Annotated in this window: 16 protein-coding genes and 1 other RNA gene; 5 read left to right on the forward strand and 12 right to left on the reverse strand. The window is 57.3% G+C overall.

The features are described from left to right. The first annotated feature begins 71 nt into the window (after positions 1-71). Positions 72-227, forward strand: a complete 156-nt coding sequence (locus IEI95_RS12385; protein WP_015917045.1) for a hypothetical protein — start codon at positions 72-74, stop codon at positions 225-227. Positions 228-346: 119 nt separating this feature from the next. Here IEI95_RS12385 and IEI95_RS12390 read toward each other — a convergent pair whose 3' ends face one another. From IEI95_RS12390 to IEI95_RS12420, 7 genes are all read right to left on the reverse strand, one after another. Continuing rightward, positions 347-673, reverse strand: a complete 327-nt coding sequence (locus IEI95_RS12390; protein WP_071202411.1) for a hypothetical protein — start codon at positions 671-673, stop codon at positions 347-349. Positions 674-873: 200 nt separating this feature from the next. Next, a complete protein-coding gene (locus tag IEI95_RS12395; protein ID WP_194417289.1) occupies positions 874-2031 on the reverse strand; it encodes an HPP family protein in 1158 nt (385 codons plus the stop codon). Between the two features lie 42 nt (positions 2032-2073). Continuing rightward, positions 2074-2991 (reverse strand): PhzF family protein, encoded by a 918-nt coding sequence (locus IEI95_RS12400; protein WP_156537073.1) that lies wholly within the window; start codon positions 2989-2991, stop codon positions 2074-2076. A gap of 160 nt (positions 2992-3151) precedes the next feature. Continuing rightward, complete coding sequence (locus IEI95_RS12405; protein WP_156537072.1) at positions 3152-4177, reverse strand: class I fructose-bisphosphate aldolase; 1026 nt, start codon at positions 4175-4177, stop codon at positions 3152-3154. A gap of 185 nt (positions 4178-4362) precedes the next feature. Further along, on the reverse strand, positions 4363-5565 hold the full coding sequence (locus tag IEI95_RS12410) for a phosphoglycerate kinase (RefSeq protein WP_156537071.1): 1203 nt from the start codon (positions 5563-5565) through the stop codon (positions 4363-4365). Between the two features lie 119 nt (positions 5566-5684). Continuing rightward, positions 5685-6509, reverse strand: coding sequence for a TIGR00282 family metallophosphoesterase (locus tag IEI95_RS12415; RefSeq protein WP_015917040.1), 825 nt, complete (start codon positions 6507-6509; stop codon positions 5685-5687). 13 nt (positions 6510-6522) lie between these two features. After that, a complete protein-coding gene (locus IEI95_RS12420) occupies positions 6523-7101 on the reverse strand; it encodes a 5-formyltetrahydrofolate cyclo-ligase (protein ID WP_156535967.1) in 579 nt (192 codons plus the stop codon). A 311-nt stretch (positions 7102-7412) separates the two neighbouring features. Between IEI95_RS12420 and IEI95_RS12425 the strand changes: the two genes are divergently transcribed. After that, positions 7413-9455 (forward strand): methyl-accepting chemotaxis protein, encoded by a 2043-nt coding sequence (locus tag IEI95_RS12425; RefSeq protein WP_156535966.1) that lies wholly within the window; start codon positions 7413-7415, stop codon positions 9453-9455. A 137-nt stretch (positions 9456-9592) separates the two neighbouring features. On the opposite strand, the gene IEI95_RS12430 is transcribed toward IEI95_RS12425, so the two are convergent. The 4 genes from IEI95_RS12430 to IEI95_RS12445 form a co-directional block, all read right to left on the reverse strand. Then, complete coding sequence (locus IEI95_RS12430; protein WP_194416491.1) at positions 9593-10231, reverse strand: FMN-binding negative transcriptional regulator; 639 nt, start codon at positions 10229-10231, stop codon at positions 9593-9595. A gap of 123 nt (positions 10232-10354) precedes the next feature. Continuing rightward, a non-coding RNA gene (ssrS, locus tag IEI95_RS12435) (6S RNA) lies at positions 10355-10512 on the reverse strand. A gap of 64 nt (positions 10513-10576) precedes the next feature. Beyond that, positions 10577-10942 carry a cell division protein ZapA gene (locus tag IEI95_RS12440; protein WP_070166708.1) on the reverse strand — a complete coding sequence of 122 codons (366 nt, stop codon included), beginning with the start codon at positions 10940-10942 and terminating at the stop codon, positions 10577-10579. A 36-nt stretch (positions 10943-10978) separates the two neighbouring features. Next, on the reverse strand, positions 10979-11248 hold the full coding sequence (locus IEI95_RS12445; protein WP_060718229.1) for a DUF4164 domain-containing protein: 270 nt from the start codon (positions 11246-11248) through the stop codon (positions 10979-10981). 451 nt (positions 11249-11699) lie between these two features. On the opposite strand from IEI95_RS12445, the gene tkt reads away from it, so the two are divergent. The 3 genes from tkt to IEI95_RS12460 all read left to right on the forward strand — a co-directional run bounded on the left by tkt (position 11700) and on the right by IEI95_RS12460 (position 16035). Then, the gene (gene tkt, locus IEI95_RS12450) at positions 11700-13676 is read left to right on the forward strand and encodes a transketolase (RefSeq protein ID WP_156535964.1); all 1977 of its coding nucleotides are present in this window, start codon (positions 11700-11702) and stop codon (positions 13674-13676) included. Between the two features lie 198 nt (positions 13677-13874). Beyond that, positions 13875-14882 carry a type I glyceraldehyde-3-phosphate dehydrogenase gene (gene gap, locus IEI95_RS12455; protein ID WP_180606632.1) on the forward strand — a complete coding sequence of 336 codons (1008 nt, stop codon included), beginning with the start codon at positions 13875-13877 and terminating at the stop codon, positions 14880-14882. 709 nt (positions 14883-15591) lie between these two features. After that, a complete protein-coding gene (locus tag IEI95_RS12460; protein ID WP_194416492.1) occupies positions 15592-16035 on the forward strand; it encodes a protein kinase in 444 nt (147 codons plus the stop codon). Between the two features lie 370 nt (positions 16036-16405). Here IEI95_RS12460 and IEI95_RS12465 read toward each other — a convergent pair whose 3' ends face one another. Next, positions 16406-17704, reverse strand: a complete 1299-nt coding sequence (locus IEI95_RS12465; protein ID WP_194416493.1) for an ImmA/IrrE family metallo-endopeptidase — start codon at positions 17702-17704, stop codon at positions 16406-16408. Between the last annotated feature and the right edge of the window lie 402 nt (positions 17705-18106).

An 18106-nucleotide genomic window follows, 5' to 3' on the forward strand; every position in this document is an offset into this window, starting at 1 on the left:
CAGTATGACCGCGGACAGGCGCTTTATTCCTGCTAAAATGCGTTGGCTTCGTAGAGGTAGCAACCAAAGACATGAACAAGGCAATATCGGCCTTTCTGATCCTGGCCATGGCCGTGCAACTCATCCGGCCGCTCGGCTTGCCATTCCTTCGAAAGCGCAGCGACTTCTGGAAGCTTGCCGTGCTGGCCTTTATTATATGGACTGTAACACTGCTGGTGCGGCCTTAAGCTGTGGCGCGAGCTTTAGGATTGCTTTTCATGCTTGAGGTCGGTGGTTTATCGTAAAACCGCTGCAAATTTGTACGCTGCCGACAGCGCCGTGTACCAACTGTGGTGGATGACTGCATTCAGAATTTCTTGGGGCAGAGGAAGGCGAGAAATTGTGCCATAAGTCCAGTGTTTTCAATTGCGGGCATATAGGCGGTCACCTCGCATGATGCGCGACTTCCCTCGACAGCATCGCATTGGGCAATCCCACCATTGCTGCTGCGTGGAAGCGCCTGATCCAATCGTTCCAGATCGGCCTTGGCAAGATGAGCTCTAAATTGGTCCAGCAGTTCGAGTTGATCTGCTGGCGCGGTATCGGTCGCCTTGGCTTGCGCGCAGGTGGTTGACGGGGCAGGCAAGCCCGGCGTTTGTGCCGCAGCCAACATGATTGCCATCACAAAAAGCATCGCCTCTTCTCCAAAGCAGGACCGCCCATAGGCGAATGGAAACGAATTTTTATGGCCTTATTGCATAATTCTTTAAACCGGAATCGGTTTAAAGAATTATGCAAAAATATAAAGCATTACAGCGCCGTGTACCATATATGGCGCAAGGCGCTGTAATGTGCTGCTGGCTCGATATGAAAGGTCATTTTCAATGATTTTTCCTATTTCGCTTTCTGGTTTGAGGCCTGCACCATGGCCATCAAGACATCCGTTTGAGCGATCATGCCGATCAGCTTTGCCTGGGCGTTGATGACAGGCAAATGATGCAGGGCCGCTTCGGCGAAGGTGACGATGGCTTCAGATAGCGGTGCATCTGGCGTGACGGTGCGCACTGGTGTGGTCATGATGTCCTTGACCGTGCCGTTTGGCGCAGAGGCGCCTTGCAAGGCCAGCGCCAGCCGTCGGCCAAGACCGATCATCGGCTTGCCCCGTGACCAGCTTGCCTTGTCCATCAGGTCAGTCTGGGTGACGATGCCGAGAATGGTGGCGTCTTCGGCGGTCACCGGCAACGCCTTGACGCGGCTTTGGCGCAGGCGGTGCAGCGCCTCGCTCAGCGTCGTATCCGGGGAGAGGGCGGCAATGCCCGCAATCATCACCGCGCCGCAGGTCGTATGGCTGCTGCGACGGCGATAGGCACGCAGCTCGGTGCGGCGCAGGATATCCTCCAGATCGTCGCGGTCGATGTCGAGAAAGGCATCGTAATCCTTCAGGACGTCATCGAGATCGCGACGCTGGAAGCCTGCGGTATCAGCAATGCCGGGCGTTTGCGGCAAAGCAGGCTTGGCGCGATGCGGATAACGGCGGCCCGCAAGCCGGTTATAGAGCAGCGCGCTGGCCAGAAGCAGCAGGGAGTTGCAAGCCACCGGCCAGAGCACGAAGCCATAGCCGAGCGCATGAATGCCCGGACCGCCGAGCACGGCAGTCAGCGCGATGGCGCCGCTTGGCGGATGCAGGCAGCGCAGCGCAATCATTGCGGCAATCGCACCGCCGATGGCCAGCGCGCTGGCAAGCAGCAGATCCGGCACCCATTGCGCTACGGTCACACCAATCAGTGCGGCGCAAAGATTGCCGCCCAGGATTGACCAGGGTTGGGCAAGCGGACTGGTGGGGACAGCAAACAGCAGCACGGCGGAGGCTCCCATCGGCGCGATCAGCACCGGCAGGCTTACAGCTTGCTCCGGCCAAAAATATCCCAGCAAAAAGGCACTGATGACGCCGGTGACCAGAATGCCCAGCGCCGCGCCGAGGGCGGAGCGGGCCTGTTCTGAAGAACTGATCGGCGTCACGTCCGGGATCAGATGCTTCCATGCGTCCCGCAGACCTGATTGCATTGCTGATTTTCCGTTTCTATATGGCGTGGATCAACGATCGATGCTGAGCGTGCCCTGCATGACGGTGACAGCGTGGCCTGAAATCTCGGTTCGGATGACGTTGCCGCCCACTTTCTGCAGGGTGACTGTTATCAGGCTGCGGCGACCCATTTCAACACCCTGTTCGATCACCAGCGTCCGGTCAAGATCGGCTTCCGGTGCCTGCTGCGCCAGATAGGCGGCAAGTGCCGCTGAGGCGCTGCCGGTCGCCGGATCTTCCGCAACATTGTCGAAAGGCGAAAACATCCGGGCGCGGATATGGTTTTCCGACATTCGGCAATAGAGGAAGGTTGCGCCATCCGTTTCCTGGTCGGCATGGATTTCGACCAGACGGGCGAGAGCGGCAAGATCAGGCTCGCTGCGGCCAAGGGCGGCGAGATCGGTCAACTCCGCTGCGATGAATGTCAAGCCGACGGAGATTAAGGCCGGCGTATGGTTTGCGGTTTGAATGTCACTCTCAGCCAAGCACATGGCGGCGGCCAGATCGGCTGTTGCCACCGGGCCGCTGACGAAGAGAGGCTGGGGCGCACGGATGCAGGCCTTCACCAGACCATTGTCATCGCGGCTCAGCTGAACGGTGACGAGGCCAGCTTTTTCCTCAAAGCGCAGATCGTCGCCAAGGGACTGGCCGAACAAGGTCGGTTGTCCGGCAAGGGCGATGGCGGTGCCAACATTGGGGTGGCCTGCAAAAGGTATTTCCATGACAGGCGTGAAGATCCGCACCTGCGCTGTATTGGCCGCGTCTGTCGGAGGCAGGACGAAGGTGGTTTCAGAATAGCCGAATTCGGCGGCAATGGCCTGCATCATCGCATCCGACAGCCCGCGCCCATCGAGAATGACTGCCAGAGGATTGCCGCGAAACCGCTCAACGGTAAAGACGTCGAGAGTGATGAAAGGTACGGAGATCATGGTTGGCCTCCTTGTAGGTGATACGTAATGAACAACCGTGACCTCGATAGCAGTGGCGTCGCCGAAATGAAGATGAAATCCTGTCAGGGTGACAAGAAAAAACCCCGCCGGGTGCGGCGGGGCTTCAAGATGCAGGATCAAATGCGTTCGATGCTTGACCTCAAGCGGCCTTTTCCAGGTCCTGTTTCCAGGTGCCAGTCGCGGCCAGACTGTTCATGCGGGCGCGGTGGGTGAAGGCACGCTGACCGGCGGCGACGTTTTCGCTGCGGCCGCCCCATGTTTTAATGGCGCTATCCTGAAGGGCGCGGCCATAGGAATAGGTCAGGGTCCAGGGCATGTCGTAACCGGCATTCATCGCGGAAAGATGGGCGGTTGCTTCCTCTGTGCTCTGGCCGCCAGACAGGAAGGCGATGCCGGGAACGGAGGAAGGAACCGTGGCCTTCAGCACCTTGACGGTCGCTGCTGCGACTTCGTCCACGGAGGCCTTGCGGGCATTCTTGCCGTCGATGATCATGTTGGGCTTCAGGATCATGCCTTCGAGATTGACGCGGGCGTCATAGAGATCCTGGAACACGGTGCGCAGCACCCATTCCGTCACTTCGGCGCATTTGGCAATGTCATGGGTGCCCGGAGCGCCATCCATCAGCACTTCCGGCTCGACGATCGGCACGATGCCTGCTTCCTGGCACAGGGCGGCGTAATAGGCGAGCGCCTGGCTATTGGCCTTGATCGAGCCCCATGTCGGCAGGCCATCGGCAATGGCGATAACGCCGCGCCACTTGGCGAAGCGGGCACCGGCCTTGTAATAGGTGGCGAGACGCTCGCGCAGACCGTCCAGACCTTCCGTCAGGGTTTCGCCGGGAAAACCGGCCATTGGCTTGGCACCGGTATCAACCTTGATGCCGGGGATGGAGCCTGCCGCCTTGATGAGATCGACGAAAGGCGTGCCGTCGGCTGCTTTTTGAAACAGGGTCTCTTCATAAAGAATGACGCCGGAAATGTATTTTTTCATTGCCTCGTCGGAGCGAAACAGCATTTCGCGGTAGTCGCGGCGGCTGGTTTCGGTGGATTCGAGGCCAATCGTGTCGAAACGCTTCTTGATGGTGGACGTGGACTCGTCCGCTGCCAGAAGGCCCTTGCCATCGGCCATCATCTTGACGGCGATGTCTTCAAGTCTCTCACTCATGTCCTAATGCTCCCAAAAACGTTACCACTGGTTATCGCGTAACAGATGTTGTTCAGGAGGAAAATGGGGCCTTAAGTCATTGAAACGATTGAAATCGTTTCAATCGTTTTAAAATTCAATCTTTTTTAAAAGAATTTCAGGTGCGACATTTGTTCCATGCCGCACCTGAAATTTTTCGTCGGTTGTTAAGCCGGACGGGTCAATACGGCAACGCCGGGCAGTTCCTTGCCTTCCATCCATTCCAGGAAAGCGCCGCCTGCGGTCGAGACATAGGAAAAGTCGTCGGCAACACCGGCATGATTGAGCGCCGAGACCGTGTCGCCACCGCCTGCCACCGAGACCAGCTTACCAGCCTTGCTACGCTCTGCGGCATGTTTTGCGGCAGAAACGGTGGCGGTATCGAAGGGGGGGATTTCAAAGGCGCCGAGCGGGCCGTTCCAGACCAGGGTTGCCGCCTTGCTGATCCAGTCATTGACCAGCGCCACCGATTTCGGACCGACATCCAGCATCATGGCGTCGGCTGGAATGGCCGAGACGCTGACCGTCTCATTGGCGGCATTGGCCTTGAATTCCCGGGCAACGACGCCGTCCACCGGCAGCACGATGGTGCAGCCAGCGGTTTCTGCTTCGATCATGATCTGCTTGGCGGTATCGGCCAGGTCGTGTTCGCACAGCGACTTGCCGACATCGATCCCCTGCGCGGCGATGAAGGTATTGGCCATGCCACCGCCGATGACAAGCGCATCGACCTTCTTGACCAGGTTCATCAGCAGGTCGATCTTGGAGGAAACCTTGGCACCGCCGACAATGGCGACCACCGGATGGGTCGGCTTGCCGAGGCCCTTTTCCAGCGCTTCCAACTCGGCCTGCATGGTACGCCCTGCATAGGCAGGCAGAATATGGGCGAGCCCTTCCGTGGAGGCGTGGGCGCGGTGGGCAGCGGAAAAGGCATCATTGACATAGATGTCGCCGTTCTTGGCGAGTTCTGCGGTAAAGTCGGAGTCGTTCTTTTCCTCGCCCTTGTGGAAGCGGGTATTTTCCAGAAGCAGGATATCGCCGTTGTTCAGGGCGGCAACGGCCCTTTCGGCCGGTTCGCCAACGCAGTCTTCGCCAAACGCGACCGCCTGATCAAGCACTTCCTCGACGGCGGAAATGATCTGCGACAGCGACATATCGGCAACCGGCTCGCCCTTGGGACGACCGAAATGGGCGAGCAGAATAACCTTGGCGCCCTTGGCCGATAGTTCCTTGATGGTCGGGGCGACGCGCTCGATGCGGGTCGCATCCGTCACCTTGCCGCCGGAGACGGGCACGTTCAGGTCGACGCGCAACAGTACGCGCTTGCCGGCGATATCGGTGAGATCGTCAAGTGTCTTGAAAGCAGGCATGGTGAGTTTCCCGTGTTGACTGTCGTTACGGTGTTGCGCGGGACCTTACACCGGTCTCGGCAGGAGGCAAGATTGATCGGGCTGTTGCCCGGCGCAATCAGGATATGAAGCCGAAGGCTTCACGCCCAGAAAGCGGGTATGGTCTCCGTGAGGCGCGGGCCGATGCGCAAAGGGGCGATCTTTTCGGCAAGGCCTGTACTGTCGGAAATCTCGACGCCGACGCCGCAGATCGTCGCCGGGCCGTGGGCCGCTTCGAACCGGCCCTTGGGCATTTTCGAAATGAAACGGTTGAGCGGCTCTTCCTTTTCCATGCCGAGCGACGAATCATAGTCGCCGCACATGCCCGCATCCGACATATAGGCGGTGCCGCCATTGAGAATCTGGTGATCGGCGGTTGGCACATGGGTGTGGGTGCCGACCACGAAACTGGCGCGGCCATCGACGAAATGGCCGAAACACTGCTTTTCGCTGGTGGCCTCGGCATGGAAGTCGAAGATGATGGCGTCGGCCTGTTCCTTCAGGGGGCAGGCGGCCAGAATGGTTTCCGCCGATTTGAACGGATCGTCCAACTCTGGATGCATGAAGACCCGGCCCATGATATTGGCGACCAGCACGCGCGCACCGTTGCGGGCATAATAGAGACCGGACCCTTTGCCGGGTGTCCCCGCCGGATAATTGGCCGGGCGCAGGAACTGGTCGTGACGACCTGAAAAGGTGATCGCTTCCTTCTGGTCCCAGACGTGGTTGCCCGTGGTGACGACATCTGCGCCGGCATTGATGGTTTCGAGGAAAATATCCTCGGTAATCCCGAAGCCGCCAGCGGCATTTTCACCATTGACGATGACGAAATCCAGTTTCAGGTCGGAGACCAGGCCGGGCAGCTTTTCCCAAACCGCCGTGCGGCCTGTCTTGCCAACCATATCGCCCAGAAAAAGCAGCCGCATTCCTTAAATCCAGTCAGGTCTTGAAGTTCTTGTATCCACTTTCCGTCAAAATGGCATGCAAAGCGACGTCATGGGGTTCGAAAGGCACATCTGCCACTTCCTGACAGTCAAATGCAATGCCGATCAGAAGCGGATCAAGGCCTTTCTGATGCAAACGGGCAATCGCCCGGTCGTAATGGCCTGCTCCATAGCCGATCCGGTTGCCATGCCGGTCGAAGGCGGCCAGCGGAATCAGCAGGACCTGTGGATCGACCACCGGCGCATCGGGGCCGGGACCGCGTGTGCCAAAACCGGTATCGATCAGCGGGTCGTCCGTGCGCCATTGCCGGAAGCAGATGGTCTGGCGGTCCAGAACCACGGGCAGGCAGAGATCGGCACCGCGCTGGCGCAACATCTCCATTAACGGTTGCGTGTCTACTTCGGAGCGGATCGGCAGGAAGCCGGAAACCATGGCGCTTGGGGCAATCTCGATGGCGCCGGCGCCGTGATGGACAATTGTGGCCGAATGATCGGCGCGAATGTGAGCGGGAATAGCGTCCCGACGGGCAAGGCTTTGTTGGCGCAAATGGTTTTTTGTACTGTCCAAGGGCATGTGTTCTCTCTTTGTTAGCAGTTGTTTAACCATAATCGCTCTTTGTTTTGCAAGAGCAGGTCACGATGGAACAATTTGTGTTTTAGTTACAGTTAATTTAGTCTTGTATTTATGTTGTTGTATAATCAAAGAATTGCACTTTTCTGCCGATAGATGCGCGCTGCAAGCGTCCCGCATTGGTGCTATTTCCCTTGGAATGGGACGTAAAGGCCTTGGCGGTGAAGGGCTGGAGAAAGGTTTGTGACAATCTTGCCTTAACACTCGTCAAATATTTTAGGCTCAAGGGGCCATAAATATTTGAGGGTTTGGCAATGAAATTTCTATCCCGTTTCGGGCTGGTCGGGACGATCACTGTGGTGACGACCCTGATATTGGTTGTATCTCTGGGCGCTGTTGCCTGGACGATTTCGCGGCAGGTTCATGAGCGCGTGACGCAGCAGGCCATCGACAGCCAGAACAGCAGCCTGCGGGTCGCGGCCACGTTGCTGGAGCGCGATGTGCCTGGTGTGAAGGTCAGCTGGGGTCGGGATGGCAATGTTGAACGCATTTCGGCGCAGACGCTGCCGGCGCAATTTGCCAATCATGACACGATCGATTCCATTGGCCGGATGACGGGCCAGACGGCGACGCTGTTTACCCTGGATGAAGCGACCAAGGGTTACATTCGCCGCACAACCAATATCATCAAGCCGGATGGCCAGCGCGCCGTCGGCACGCCGCTCGATCCAACGGGTGCCGTCTATTCGGCCCTCGTCAAGGGTGAGACGTATCGTGGTCAGGCCGCCATTCTCGGCACGGATTACTATACAATCTACAAGCCGATCATCAATTCTTCCGGTTCTGTGATCGGCATTCTCTACGCCGGTGTGCGTGTTGCCGAAATTGCCGGTATCAGCGATCAGATGGCGCAAGCCGTGGCGATTACCGCGGGTATCGCCTTGCTGGTTTCCCTCCTGCTGATGGTGTTCATCACCCGCAAGACCATGCGCCCGATTCCGGAACTGACAGCGGCGGCATCCAGTCTTGCCGATGGCCGGACCGATGTTGAAGTCCCGCATCAGGGCTTGCGCAACGAGATCGGCGCTCTGGCGCGGGCGCTGGAAGTTTTCCGCGAAGATGCGCTCAAGAAGCTGCAACTGGAACAGGACGCAAACGAAACGCGGGCGCGCAACGACCGGGAACGGGCCGAGCGTGAGGCTGAGAAGGATGCGGATGCCGCCAATATCCGAAACTGTGCCGATATGCTGGCGGTTGCCATGAACCGCCTGAGCAGTGGCGACCTGACGACGCGGATCGACCAGTCGTTTATTCCTGAACTTGAACCGCTCCGGGTCGATTTCAACAATTCGGTCAACAATCTCAGCCTGGCCTTCGCCCGTTTGCGCAACGAGGCGATGTCGGTCGAGGCCAGCGGTAATGAAATGCGCAGCGCCGCAGGCGCGCTGGCCAGCCGCACCGAGCAGCAGGCAGCCTCTCTGGAAGAGACCTCGGCAGCGCTGGAACAGGTCACCGGCACAGTGCGCAGTGCCGCCGACCGTGCCCAACAGGCCGCGGCTCTCGCCTCCGATGCTCAGGTCAGCACAGAAGGCTCGTCCAAGGTGGTGGCCGATGCGGTGTCGGCCATGGGTCGGATCGAACAGGCCTCGAGCGAAATTTCCAAGATCATCAATGTGATCGACGAAATCGCCTTCCAGACCAATCTTCTCGCGCTCAATGCCGGTGTCGAAGCAGCACGGGCCGGAGAGGCGGGCAAGGGCTTTGCAGTGGTTGCTCAGGAAGTGCGCGAACTGGCGCAGCGCTCCGCCAATGCCGCCAAGGATATCAAGGCGTTGATCAGCAAGTCGGGGACGGAAGTGGCTGGCGGCGTCAGGCTGGTGCGCGAAACCGGCGATGCGCTTGGAGCGATTTCCCAACAGGTGTCGATGATCAATGGCCTGATTGCCGAGATTGCGACGTCCTCGCGCGAACAGAGCACCGGCTTGCAGGAGATCAACACCTCCGTCAACCATATGGACCAGTTCACCCAGAAAAACGCCGCCATGGTGGAAGAAACCACTGCCGTGACCCACAAGCTCGCCGAAAGCGCCACCACATTGGTCAGCCTGATTGCCGAGTTCAAGGTGCCGGGAGAGGCCGCATCCTGGGCGCCAAACCATCAGCCAGCACCTGCACCACGGGCACCTGCCGCCAAGCCTTTGGCCGCATCGCGCATCAAGCCTGCCCAGCCCACCTCCCGCCCGGTCGGTTCTCCGGCGCGCTCGATGATGGGCAAGCTGGCCAGCGCCTTCACTGGTGGCTCATCTGCCGCTGCGGCCTCCAGCGCCTCCGGCGGCAACAATTGGGAAGAGTTTTAAGCAGTAGCGGCAGCTTCCATCGTTTCGACAGGGTGGAAGCTGCCTCGATATTTCTTTTGCTTAAAGTCTTGGACCAGTGAGGTTCAGATTGAACCAAGCTGCTCTAGGGTCTCAAACCACCTTATTCCCTTTTTGGCTCAGCTCTTGGCACGTCGCATCAACGCGGCCATGGCTTCGGCTTGGGGCGTTGCTTGCTCGCCAAGCCCATCCAGCACGCCTTGCCGGTCGATGTCGGTCCTGTTCTGGCTGGCCTTCAGCTTACCCTCGAGATGAGAAATCTGCACTTCGACCCCAACGATGCCGCGCATCTGGGCGGCGACGAAATTGTCCGGCGCGTCATCGACAGCCCAGGGGCGAGGACCGGAGGCTTCCATCTGATCGGTCAGCAGGCGGACCTGCGCCAGCAGCCAGGCTGGGTCCTGATGCGCTTTTGCCATGCCTCTGACCTGCACGGTTTGGTAATTCCAGGTTGGCACGACTTTGCCGGTCTCCTGCTTGCTGGGATACCAATTGGGTGAGATGTAATGGTCAGAGCCCATGAAGGCGACGAGAACCTCGTCTCCCGCATCGATGGCCTGCCATTGCGGATTGGCCCGCGCCATATGGGCCAGCAGCCGGTCCGGCTGCGTGTCGTTACTGCGCAAGAGGAAGAAGGGCAGGGGATTGGCGAGCAATCCGCCGCTTCCAGAGGTGATCAGCAGGCCAAACGGCTGTGCAACGATGAACTGGCAAAGCGCTTCGTGGTCGGTCTGGCGAAAATGCGGTGGTTGGTACATGGCTGTTTCCGGGAATTATGCAGCAGTACCGTGTATTGTGCCGCGCCCGCTGCTTTGAAAGCAAGCCGTTTTGAACGAAGCGGTAGCTGCGCCAAAACCGTCTGAAACTGATGGAAGGGAAAAGTGCGGTCCACGCAACCGATGGATTTTTGCGATCCTGGGAGCCTACAAAGTAGGTGGGCGCCGTATGTCCGAACCCACGGGTCCGAACAGGGACAGCTCCCTCAAGATCGGGTATGGCCCCAGGGATTGTGTGTTCCTGTCGAGAGGCGCAGACCGCATAACTGATATAGGCGCATTCCGGTCCTTGCGCCAGTGGTGCTGACGGTTGCAGCCATGTTTATTTCAGTGGTGCTGGTTTTCAGTTGGGCTGGCCGCAGCCTGCGGCTTTTCGGTCAGTTTGCGGGTCAGGCCGTTGAGGCGCTCGGTCAATTCCGTGATGGCAGCGAGGATGTCATCCTCACGGCCGATAGCGCCGGCTGAGGTGGCTTCGGCGGAGGCAATCCGGCGTTTCAGCTCGGACAATTCGTCCATCACCATAATGCCCGCCATCACGGTAACGCGCAGGTCGCCGATTTCGCCGAACTGGCTTTTGAGGTGGCTGACATAACGGTCGAACTGGCTGGCCAGATCGGTCAGGTGGTTTTCCTGCCCTTCCTCGCAGGCCATGCGATAGGCTTTTCCATCGATGGTGACCGTGACTTGTGCCATGTCTGTCGAATGATCCCTGAGTGAGGCGAGGCTGGCCTAACGGTCCAGTACGGCCCTGATGGTTTCCATTGCGGTGACCAGGCGGCGCGAGACTTCGCGATTGACCTCTTCCAGCCGGTTGGCGCGAAATTGCGATTGGTCAAGCTCCTGGGCAAGACGGGCGCGGTCGATATGGACGCGCTTCACCTCCTGCTCCACCTCGCCATTGGCGCGTTGCAGTTCCAGTCGCATGTCTATGGCATTTTCCAGGCCGGAAATGGCCTGTCTCAATGCGCCGAGCGCGGCTTCTGCCTTATCCGTCGCCATCTCTACTCTGCCCCGGCTGATGAAGTTTTCAGGCTCTGGTCGAACCGGAAAGCCTCCAGATGTTCTTGGTCGTCCCAGATATTCTTGCTCGTCTTTGTCGTTTCGGAAAACCGGCTTCATTTTTCCCTGACAAACTCCAAAAGGCAAGCCGAATCGACCCCTTGGCCCCTATAGTTCTCATGCGACATTAGTCATTGCCTGTAGCTTGCGTCAACAAACCCCGGCTTTTCTGTGTGTCATGCTTGTGGACGAGTAGACCCGCCGCCGTCCATGGCGCGCATCAATACGAGACAATGATCAATATTAAGGCAAAAACCGAAAATATGCCTTCCACGCAATCACCCGGCCTCAATTTATTGACTTGCCCGTCCTAGATGTTAAGGATCACCCACTTTCTGACGTTCGCCCGAACGGCGTTCGTCCATCGAGACCCGGAACAGGCGGAACAGTCATGATTTCTCCCGAAAAGCACAACCGGATGGCCAATGCGATCCGATTTCTGTCCATGGATGCGGTCGAAAAGGCCAATTCCGGCCATCCCGGCATGCCGATGGGCATGGCCGATGTCGCGACGGTGCTGTTTACCCGCTTTTTGAATTTCGATCCCAAGGCACCAAAATGGGCCAATCGCGACCGTTTCGTGCTGTCGGCTGGCCACGGCTCCATGCTGCTCTATTCGGTCCTTTACCTGACCGGCTATGAAGACATTTCCATCGACGATATCAGGAATTTCCGCCAGCTCGGCTCGAAAACCGCAGGCCATCCGGAATATGGCCATCTCTCGGGCATCGAGACGACAACCGGCCCGCTCGGCCAGGGTGTTGCCAATGCCGTCGGCATGGCGATTGCCGAAAAGAAGCTGGCTTCCGAATTCGGCAGCGAGCTGATGCATCACCACACCTATGCCATCGTTGGCGATGGCTGCCTGATGGAAGGCATCAGCCAGGAAGCGATTTCGCTGGCCGGCCATCTGAAGCTTAACAAGCTGATCGTGCTCTGGGACGATAACGGCATTTCCATCGACGGCGCGATTTCGCTGGCCGACAGCACCGACCAGCATGGCCGGTTCCGCGCTTCGGGCTGGAACACGATGGCTGTTGACGGTCACGACCCGGAAGCGATTTCGGCTGCACTGTCCGCCGCCCAGCTTTCCGAAAAGCCAACGATGATCGCCTGCAAGACGGTGATCGGCTTTGGTTCTCCCAACAAGGCCGGCACCCATAAGGTGCATGGCTCGCCGCTCGGTGCCGACGAAATTGCAGCCACCCGCAAGGCGCTGGGCTGGGCTGATGAGCCTTTCCACGTGCCCGCCGATGTGCTGGACGCCTGGCGCGAAGCCGGTGCGCGTGGTGCCTCCACACGTGCCGAATGGGAAAAGGGTCTGGAAGGCTCCGATCACAAGGCCGAGTTTACCCGCCGCTTCGCTGGTAAGCTGCCTGAAGGTTTCGATGCTGCCATCGACGCCTATAAGAAGAAGCTGGCCGAGACCAAGCCAACGCTTGCCACCCGCAAATCCTCCGAGGATGCGCTTGAGGTCATCAATGGCGTGGTGATCGAAACGCTTGGCGGTTCTGCCGACCTGACCGGCTCCAACAATACCAAGACCAGCCAGACCGCGTCGATCACGCCGACCGATTTCTCAGGCCGTTACGTGCATTGGGGTATTCGTGAGCATGGCATGGCGGCGGCGATGAACGGCATCGCCCTGCATGGCGGTCTCATTCCGTATTCCGGCGGCTTCCTGATTTTCTCGGATTATTGCCGTCCGTCGATCCGTCTGGCCTCCTTGATGGGCATTCGCGTCATTCACGTTCTGACCCATGATTCCATCGGTCTTGGCGAAGATGGCCCGACCCACCAGCCGGTCGAGCAGATGGCAGCCTTGCGCGCCATCCCCAACCTGATGATGTTTCGCCCGGCGGATGCCACGGAAGTGGCGGAATGCTGGCAGATCGCCTTGACCCACACGGATCGTCCGTCCGGCATTGCGCTGACCCGTCAGAACCTGATCGCAGCCCGCACCGAATATTCGGCGGAAAACCTGTCGGCCAAGGGCGGTTATGAACTGATCGGCGCTGATGATGCCAAGGTTTCGATCTTTGCCACCGGTTCGGAAGTCGAACTGGCGATCCAGGCGCGCGAAGCGCTGGCCGCCAAGGGCATTGCCGCCCGCGTCGTGTCCGTGCCGTGCTTCGAACTGTTCTTCGAGCAGCCAGAGGAATACCGCAATGCGGTGATCGGCACGGCTCCGGTGAAGATCGGCGTCGAAGCGGCGATCCGTCAGGGCTGGGATGAGATCATCGGCTCGCACGGCACCTTTATCGGCATGAAGTCCTTCGGTGCTTCCGGCCCCTACAAGGAATTGTACAAGCATTTCGGCATCACCGTTGAAGCGATTGTCGAAGCGGCTGAAGCCAAGCTTTCCTGAAGAGGGTTCAAGAGCGGGTCTGGCGGGCCCGCTTCTCTTCGGGCTTGACTGAACGCCTTTACCACATGAGTGCCTTTACCCAATGCCTGGGGCTGCCCAAGGCGAGAACCGCTTGGCCATCGTCGTGCCGTTCCAGACCATCACCGTTCCGGGGGCCACCCAGCAGCCCGGAGCCATCCGAGAAGCGGGAGTTATGCAATGACTGTGAAAGTTGCCATCAACGGCTTTGGCCGTATCGGCCGCAATGTGCTGCGCGGTATCATCGAATCCGGTCGGACCGACATTGAGGTCGTGGCCATCAACGATCTTGGCCCGGTCGAAACCAATGCGCATCTGCTGCGCTATGATAGCGTCCATGGCCGTTTTCCCTCGACCGTCAAGGTTGAAGGCGACAGCATCATCATCGACGGTCGCGCGCCGATCAAGGTGACAGCGGTTCGCGATCCCAAGGACCTGCCCTGGAGCAATGTCGATATCGCGCTGGAATGCACCGGCATTTTCACCGCCAAGGAAAAGGCATCGCTGCACCTGGCCAATGGCTCGAAGCGCGTGCTGGTTTCGGCGCCTGCTGATGGTGCCGACAAGACCATCGTTTTCGGCGTTAACCACAACACGCTGACCAAGGATGACCTGGTCGTTTCCAACGCGTCTTGCACCACCAATTGCCTGGCACCGGTTGCTTACGTGCTGCAAAAGCTCGTCGGTATCGAAAGCGGCTACATGACGACCATCCATTCCTACACCGGCGACCAGCCGACGCTGGATACGATGCACAAGGACCTGCACCGCGCCCGCGCTGCCGCGCTGTCGATGATCCCGACCTCGACCGGTGCCGCCAAGGCCGTTGGCCTGGTTCTGCCGGAACTGAAGGGCAAGCTGGACGGTTCGGCCATCCGCGTTCCGACCCCGAACGTCTCGGTTGTTGACCTGAAGTTCATCCCCGGTCGCGCTGTGACCAAGGAAGAAATCAACGCCGCCATCAAGGCAGCGTCGGAAGGCGAGTTGAAGGGCATTCTCGGCTATACCGAAGAGCCGCTGGTTTCCATCGACTTCAACCACGACAGCCATTCCTCGACCTTCTCCGGCGACCAGACCAAGGTCATGGACGGCGGCAAGCTGGTGCGCATCCTGTCCTGGTACGACAACGAATGGGGCTTCTCCAACCGCATGGCCGACACAGCCGTCGCCATGGGCAAGCTGATCTGAGCAGCTTCGCTGCCTGGACGATATGATAGAAGCGGATCGGGAAACTGGTCCGCTTTTTTGTTTGCTTGGGCTAAAATGGGGCGGCCAGCATCGGCAGACTCAAAACGCCTCGGTTATAGAGCCCGTGCGGTTGATTTCGACGAGAACGCGGGTTTCGGCTCCGCCGCCCCCTCATCCGGCTGCCGCCACCTTCTCCCCCCACTTTACATAGGGAATGGGGGAGAAGAGGGAAAGAGCCGCAGCGTGGGCTTCTCTCCTCGCCCCAGCGGGGAGAGGTCCGCCGAGCGTAGCGGAGGCGGGGTGAGGGGGGAGCCAAGCACGCAGAGCTAAAATGGTTTTGACTGTGATTCGGTTTGGACCTGAAATACGAGCCCAAAAAATCCGCTTCCCCTCTCCACTCGTTATACGCTAAACCAGTTGCGGGACCAGTTGTAACGCGCTGGTCCTGGAGTATCGAAACTCCTCACACAACGGCCTGTGTCGGTCGTTAAATGACACCCCTCAGCCATAGGTTTGTGGCTGAGGCGGTGGACTATGTCTATACGGTCCACTCTCCATCCTTCTATGGTCGGGGAGGCCTTGGTGCATGTCCAGAGCTTCGGCTTAAAGGCCAAGGCAGTCGTTTGTGTGCGGCTTTCGAACTCCCCGATCACCAGAGGGCAAAATCCTCCGGTGATCGCTTGGCTCACAAGTGCGGGAGGAATGGACGATGGCCGATTATAATGTCTGGGCCGATATTTTCGATACATGGCAATCCATGGCCGATTGGGTGAAGGCGATAGCCATCGTCATGCCACCGGTTTTCGCAATGGGCGTGCTGGCCCTGCTGCTACGCTACCGGCTGGCGCTGCGGCGAGACCTGCCACGCTCGGTCACCTTCGACCTGCTGGAACCCCAACCGGATGACCCGCCAGCCAGCATCGACAGCACCATCCTCGAAGCCACCACCGACCTTCAACACCGCCTGGAAGAAGCCCGCCGCAGACTGATGCCCCCGGACGACCCGGCGCGCAGCAACCTGGAAACCCGCCAAAAAATCGAGCAAATCATCCTGGAAGAATACCGCCGCAAATCCGATCCGGCTGATGCGCTGGCTCGGGTGCGGCGGTTTTTGAGGGAGGAGGGGGGTGGAGAGCGGGATGTGGGGGATTGAGGTTATCGGTTTCGGCCTATAACACCGTTCGCTTTAATGGAATGCCGGTTGTTTCTGGAATTAGGTGCCAAATGCCAACAACGATAACTTTAGGTCGTGAGCAGAGCGTCAGCTACTAAACAACTAGGATTCCAAATCCGAAAACCGATAACTACGCTTTTCAATCATGCGAAGGTAATCAGGGAGTTTATCGAGTGTTCCAGTTTTGGATGATCTGGTGATATGACCGCTTAAATTACACTTAATGTTTATGAAGGCCGTAGGAATGTTTTTATATGTCAATATTACTTCAGTGATAATAATCTAGTGCTCCAGCTGACCTCTCCTGAAGATAGGGTTCCAACCACTTAGACCAATCACTTTTATATCATTATTTATTTTCGTTAATATTATTGAATATCTCTCCGATCAAGCTTGCGCTCGAGCTGTTTCCGAACTTACGCTGATCATTTACGAGCCCGAGTTTCTTTAACCTAATTTCCGTTGCCTGCTTTGAGACATGGAAATATTGCGAGAGTTCCGAAATCAAATCATTGTAAGGTTGGTACGTCCAAGGCTTATCGTTGACGTAGATACGGCCAAAACCGATGTCGCGCATTTTCAGTCTTTCACAGCCTACCTCCACAGCGATTCGAAAAACTTTATCCGGTAATATTATCTCTGACGCGAATAGATTCGCCTGTAATTCTAACCGTGTGAAATTGAGATTCTCGGCCTCTTCAACATCTACCAACAGGTCTCGCTCAATTACGGTTTCAGAGCGAAGATAGTATCCGTGCGCAAGGCAGAAGTGACCAATTTCGTGGCCGATGGTGAAGCGTTCTCTGAACTCGTTGTCGTGAGAGTTTATTTCAATCGAGTTCCGATCGAAATTAGCCGAACCCAGAATCAACATGCCATCTTCATCGACAACATTTCTCTGACTGAACGTTAGTTCGAGGGACATTGTTCCGCAAATTTCACCGAGATCAACAGGTCCGGTTTTATAGCCAATTCCCTCCACAATATCAGTGGCAAAAGCCCTGATGTCATCTAGTGATCTGTACGGGACAGAAACGCTGGCACCCGCTCCAGTAGTTTTGTTGGTTGCCTCCTGATAGAAGCAGTGTAACAAAGCACCTACGCTGCTGAAGAATTTCCCGTCAAAGTAAGCAGAGAATTTCAGAGACTTGACGCGATGTTCCTCCTCAAATATCTGCGATTTTACAAAGGCGCTTTCGATAGCGTATTGGTGACGTCGATCTGCCACGACATCTACCCCAGTCTCATTAAACTTTACGATGCCCATCGATCTGCTTCTAGCGATCATCTCCGCGCCTGATTGCAAGCGTGATGACACAACGAGAATGCCTTTGACGGAGTGTCCGAATACTCGCCCGATCTGGTCTGAGAATACACTCACCCGATCTTCTGGAACACCGGATTTGTAATTCTTGCATTCAAACACTGCGTAGGAATGCGGTGTCTTTCTTCCCTCACGGTAAACCTCAATGACAATGTCAAATTCGACGGGCTTTTTCCTCTCTGGACAGGGATATTTCGCCTTCTTGTGGATTATGCATCGATCAGCTGGATAAACGCCATAGATGAGATCGCCCCGCTCCTGCTGATCGATAAGATAATCGAAAAGTGCATTTTCCAGCCGATCGCCTTTAGCAGTGGAGTTCATGACTTATCCTCGACAACAGCAATTGGGAAAGGATCATCTGATATTTTTTTATCGTCCGCTATTTCTAAGTCGCGAGGGCTAACAGGTCTCCCCAACTAGAATTGAAGATAGTCACTGCCTGCGGGTAACAAAATGGAACTCAGCCATGACTGAAGCCATACTGTAGGAATATGAGGGATTTGATCCATGGCTTTGGTAGCGCGGACGATATCCACAACGGGGCCGTTATTGGATTGTCCGCCGTGACAATTCCTAGAAAGAAAGTAGGCCTATGGATAATAGGCGTTAAAGTCTAAAACTGGCCCAAGCGGACTTTGGCCCTAGAAAAAATCAGCCGCGAATTTTCGACTTCGATGAAAGGTTTTGAGATAAAATTACCTGACCCATTCAAAGAAAAGGAGC

Source organism: Agrobacterium vitis, from assembly GCF_014926405.1.
GTDB lineage: Bacteria > Pseudomonadota > Alphaproteobacteria > Rhizobiales > Rhizobiaceae > Allorhizobium > Allorhizobium vitis_H.

What these genes read in the sequence shown, in the direction of transcription:
- IEI95_RS12440 (WP_070166708.1), bottom strand. Translation starts at nt 10,942, where the DNA reads ATGGCACAAGTCACGGTCACCATCGATGGAAAAGCCTATCGCATGGCC.
- gap (WP_180606632.1), top strand. Translation starts at nt 13,875, where the DNA reads ATGACTGTGAAAGTTGCCATCAACGGCTTTGGCCGTATCGGCCGCAAT.
- IEI95_RS12385 (WP_015917045.1), top strand. Translation starts at nt 72, where the DNA reads ATGAACAAGGCAATATCGGCCTTTCTGATCCTGGCCATGGCCGTGCAA.
- IEI95_RS12465 (WP_194416493.1), bottom strand. Translation starts at nt 17,704, where the DNA reads ATGAACTCCACTGCTAAAGGCGATCGGCTGGAAAATGCACTTTTCGAT.
- IEI95_RS12460 (WP_194416492.1), top strand. Translation starts at nt 15,592, where the DNA reads ATGGCCGATTATAATGTCTGGGCCGATATTTTCGATACATGGCAATCC.
- IEI95_RS12425 (WP_156535966.1), top strand. Translation starts at nt 7,413, where the DNA reads ATGAAATTTCTATCCCGTTTCGGGCTGGTCGGGACGATCACTGTGGTG.
- IEI95_RS12410 (WP_156537071.1), bottom strand. Translation starts at nt 5,565, where the DNA reads ATGCCTGCTTTCAAGACACTTGACGATCTCACCGATATCGCCGGCAAG.
- IEI95_RS12400 (WP_156537073.1), bottom strand. Translation starts at nt 2,991, where the DNA reads ATGATCTCCGTACCTTTCATCACTCTCGACGTCTTTACCGTTGAGCGG.
- IEI95_RS12405 (WP_156537072.1), bottom strand. Translation starts at nt 4,177, where the DNA reads ATGAGTGAGAGACTTGAAGACATCGCCGTCAAGATGATGGCCGATGGC.
- IEI95_RS12415 (WP_015917040.1), bottom strand. Translation starts at nt 6,509, where the DNA reads ATGCGGCTGCTTTTTCTGGGCGATATGGTTGGCAAGACAGGCCGCACG.
- IEI95_RS12390 (WP_071202411.1), bottom strand. Translation starts at nt 673, where the DNA reads ATGCTTTTTGTGATGGCAATCATGTTGGCTGCGGCACAAACGCCGGGC.
- IEI95_RS12430 (WP_194416491.1), bottom strand. Translation starts at nt 10,231, where the DNA reads ATGTACCAACCACCGCATTTTCGCCAGACCGACCACGAAGCGCTTTGC.
- IEI95_RS12420 (WP_156535967.1), bottom strand. Translation starts at nt 7,101, where the DNA reads ATGCCCTTGGACAGTACAAAAAACCATTTGCGCCAACAAAGCCTTGCC.
- tkt (WP_156535964.1), top strand. Translation starts at nt 11,700, where the DNA reads ATGATTTCTCCCGAAAAGCACAACCGGATGGCCAATGCGATCCGATTT.
- IEI95_RS12445 (WP_060718229.1), bottom strand. Translation starts at nt 11,248, where the DNA reads ATGGCGACGGATAAGGCAGAAGCCGCGCTCGGCGCATTGAGACAGGCC.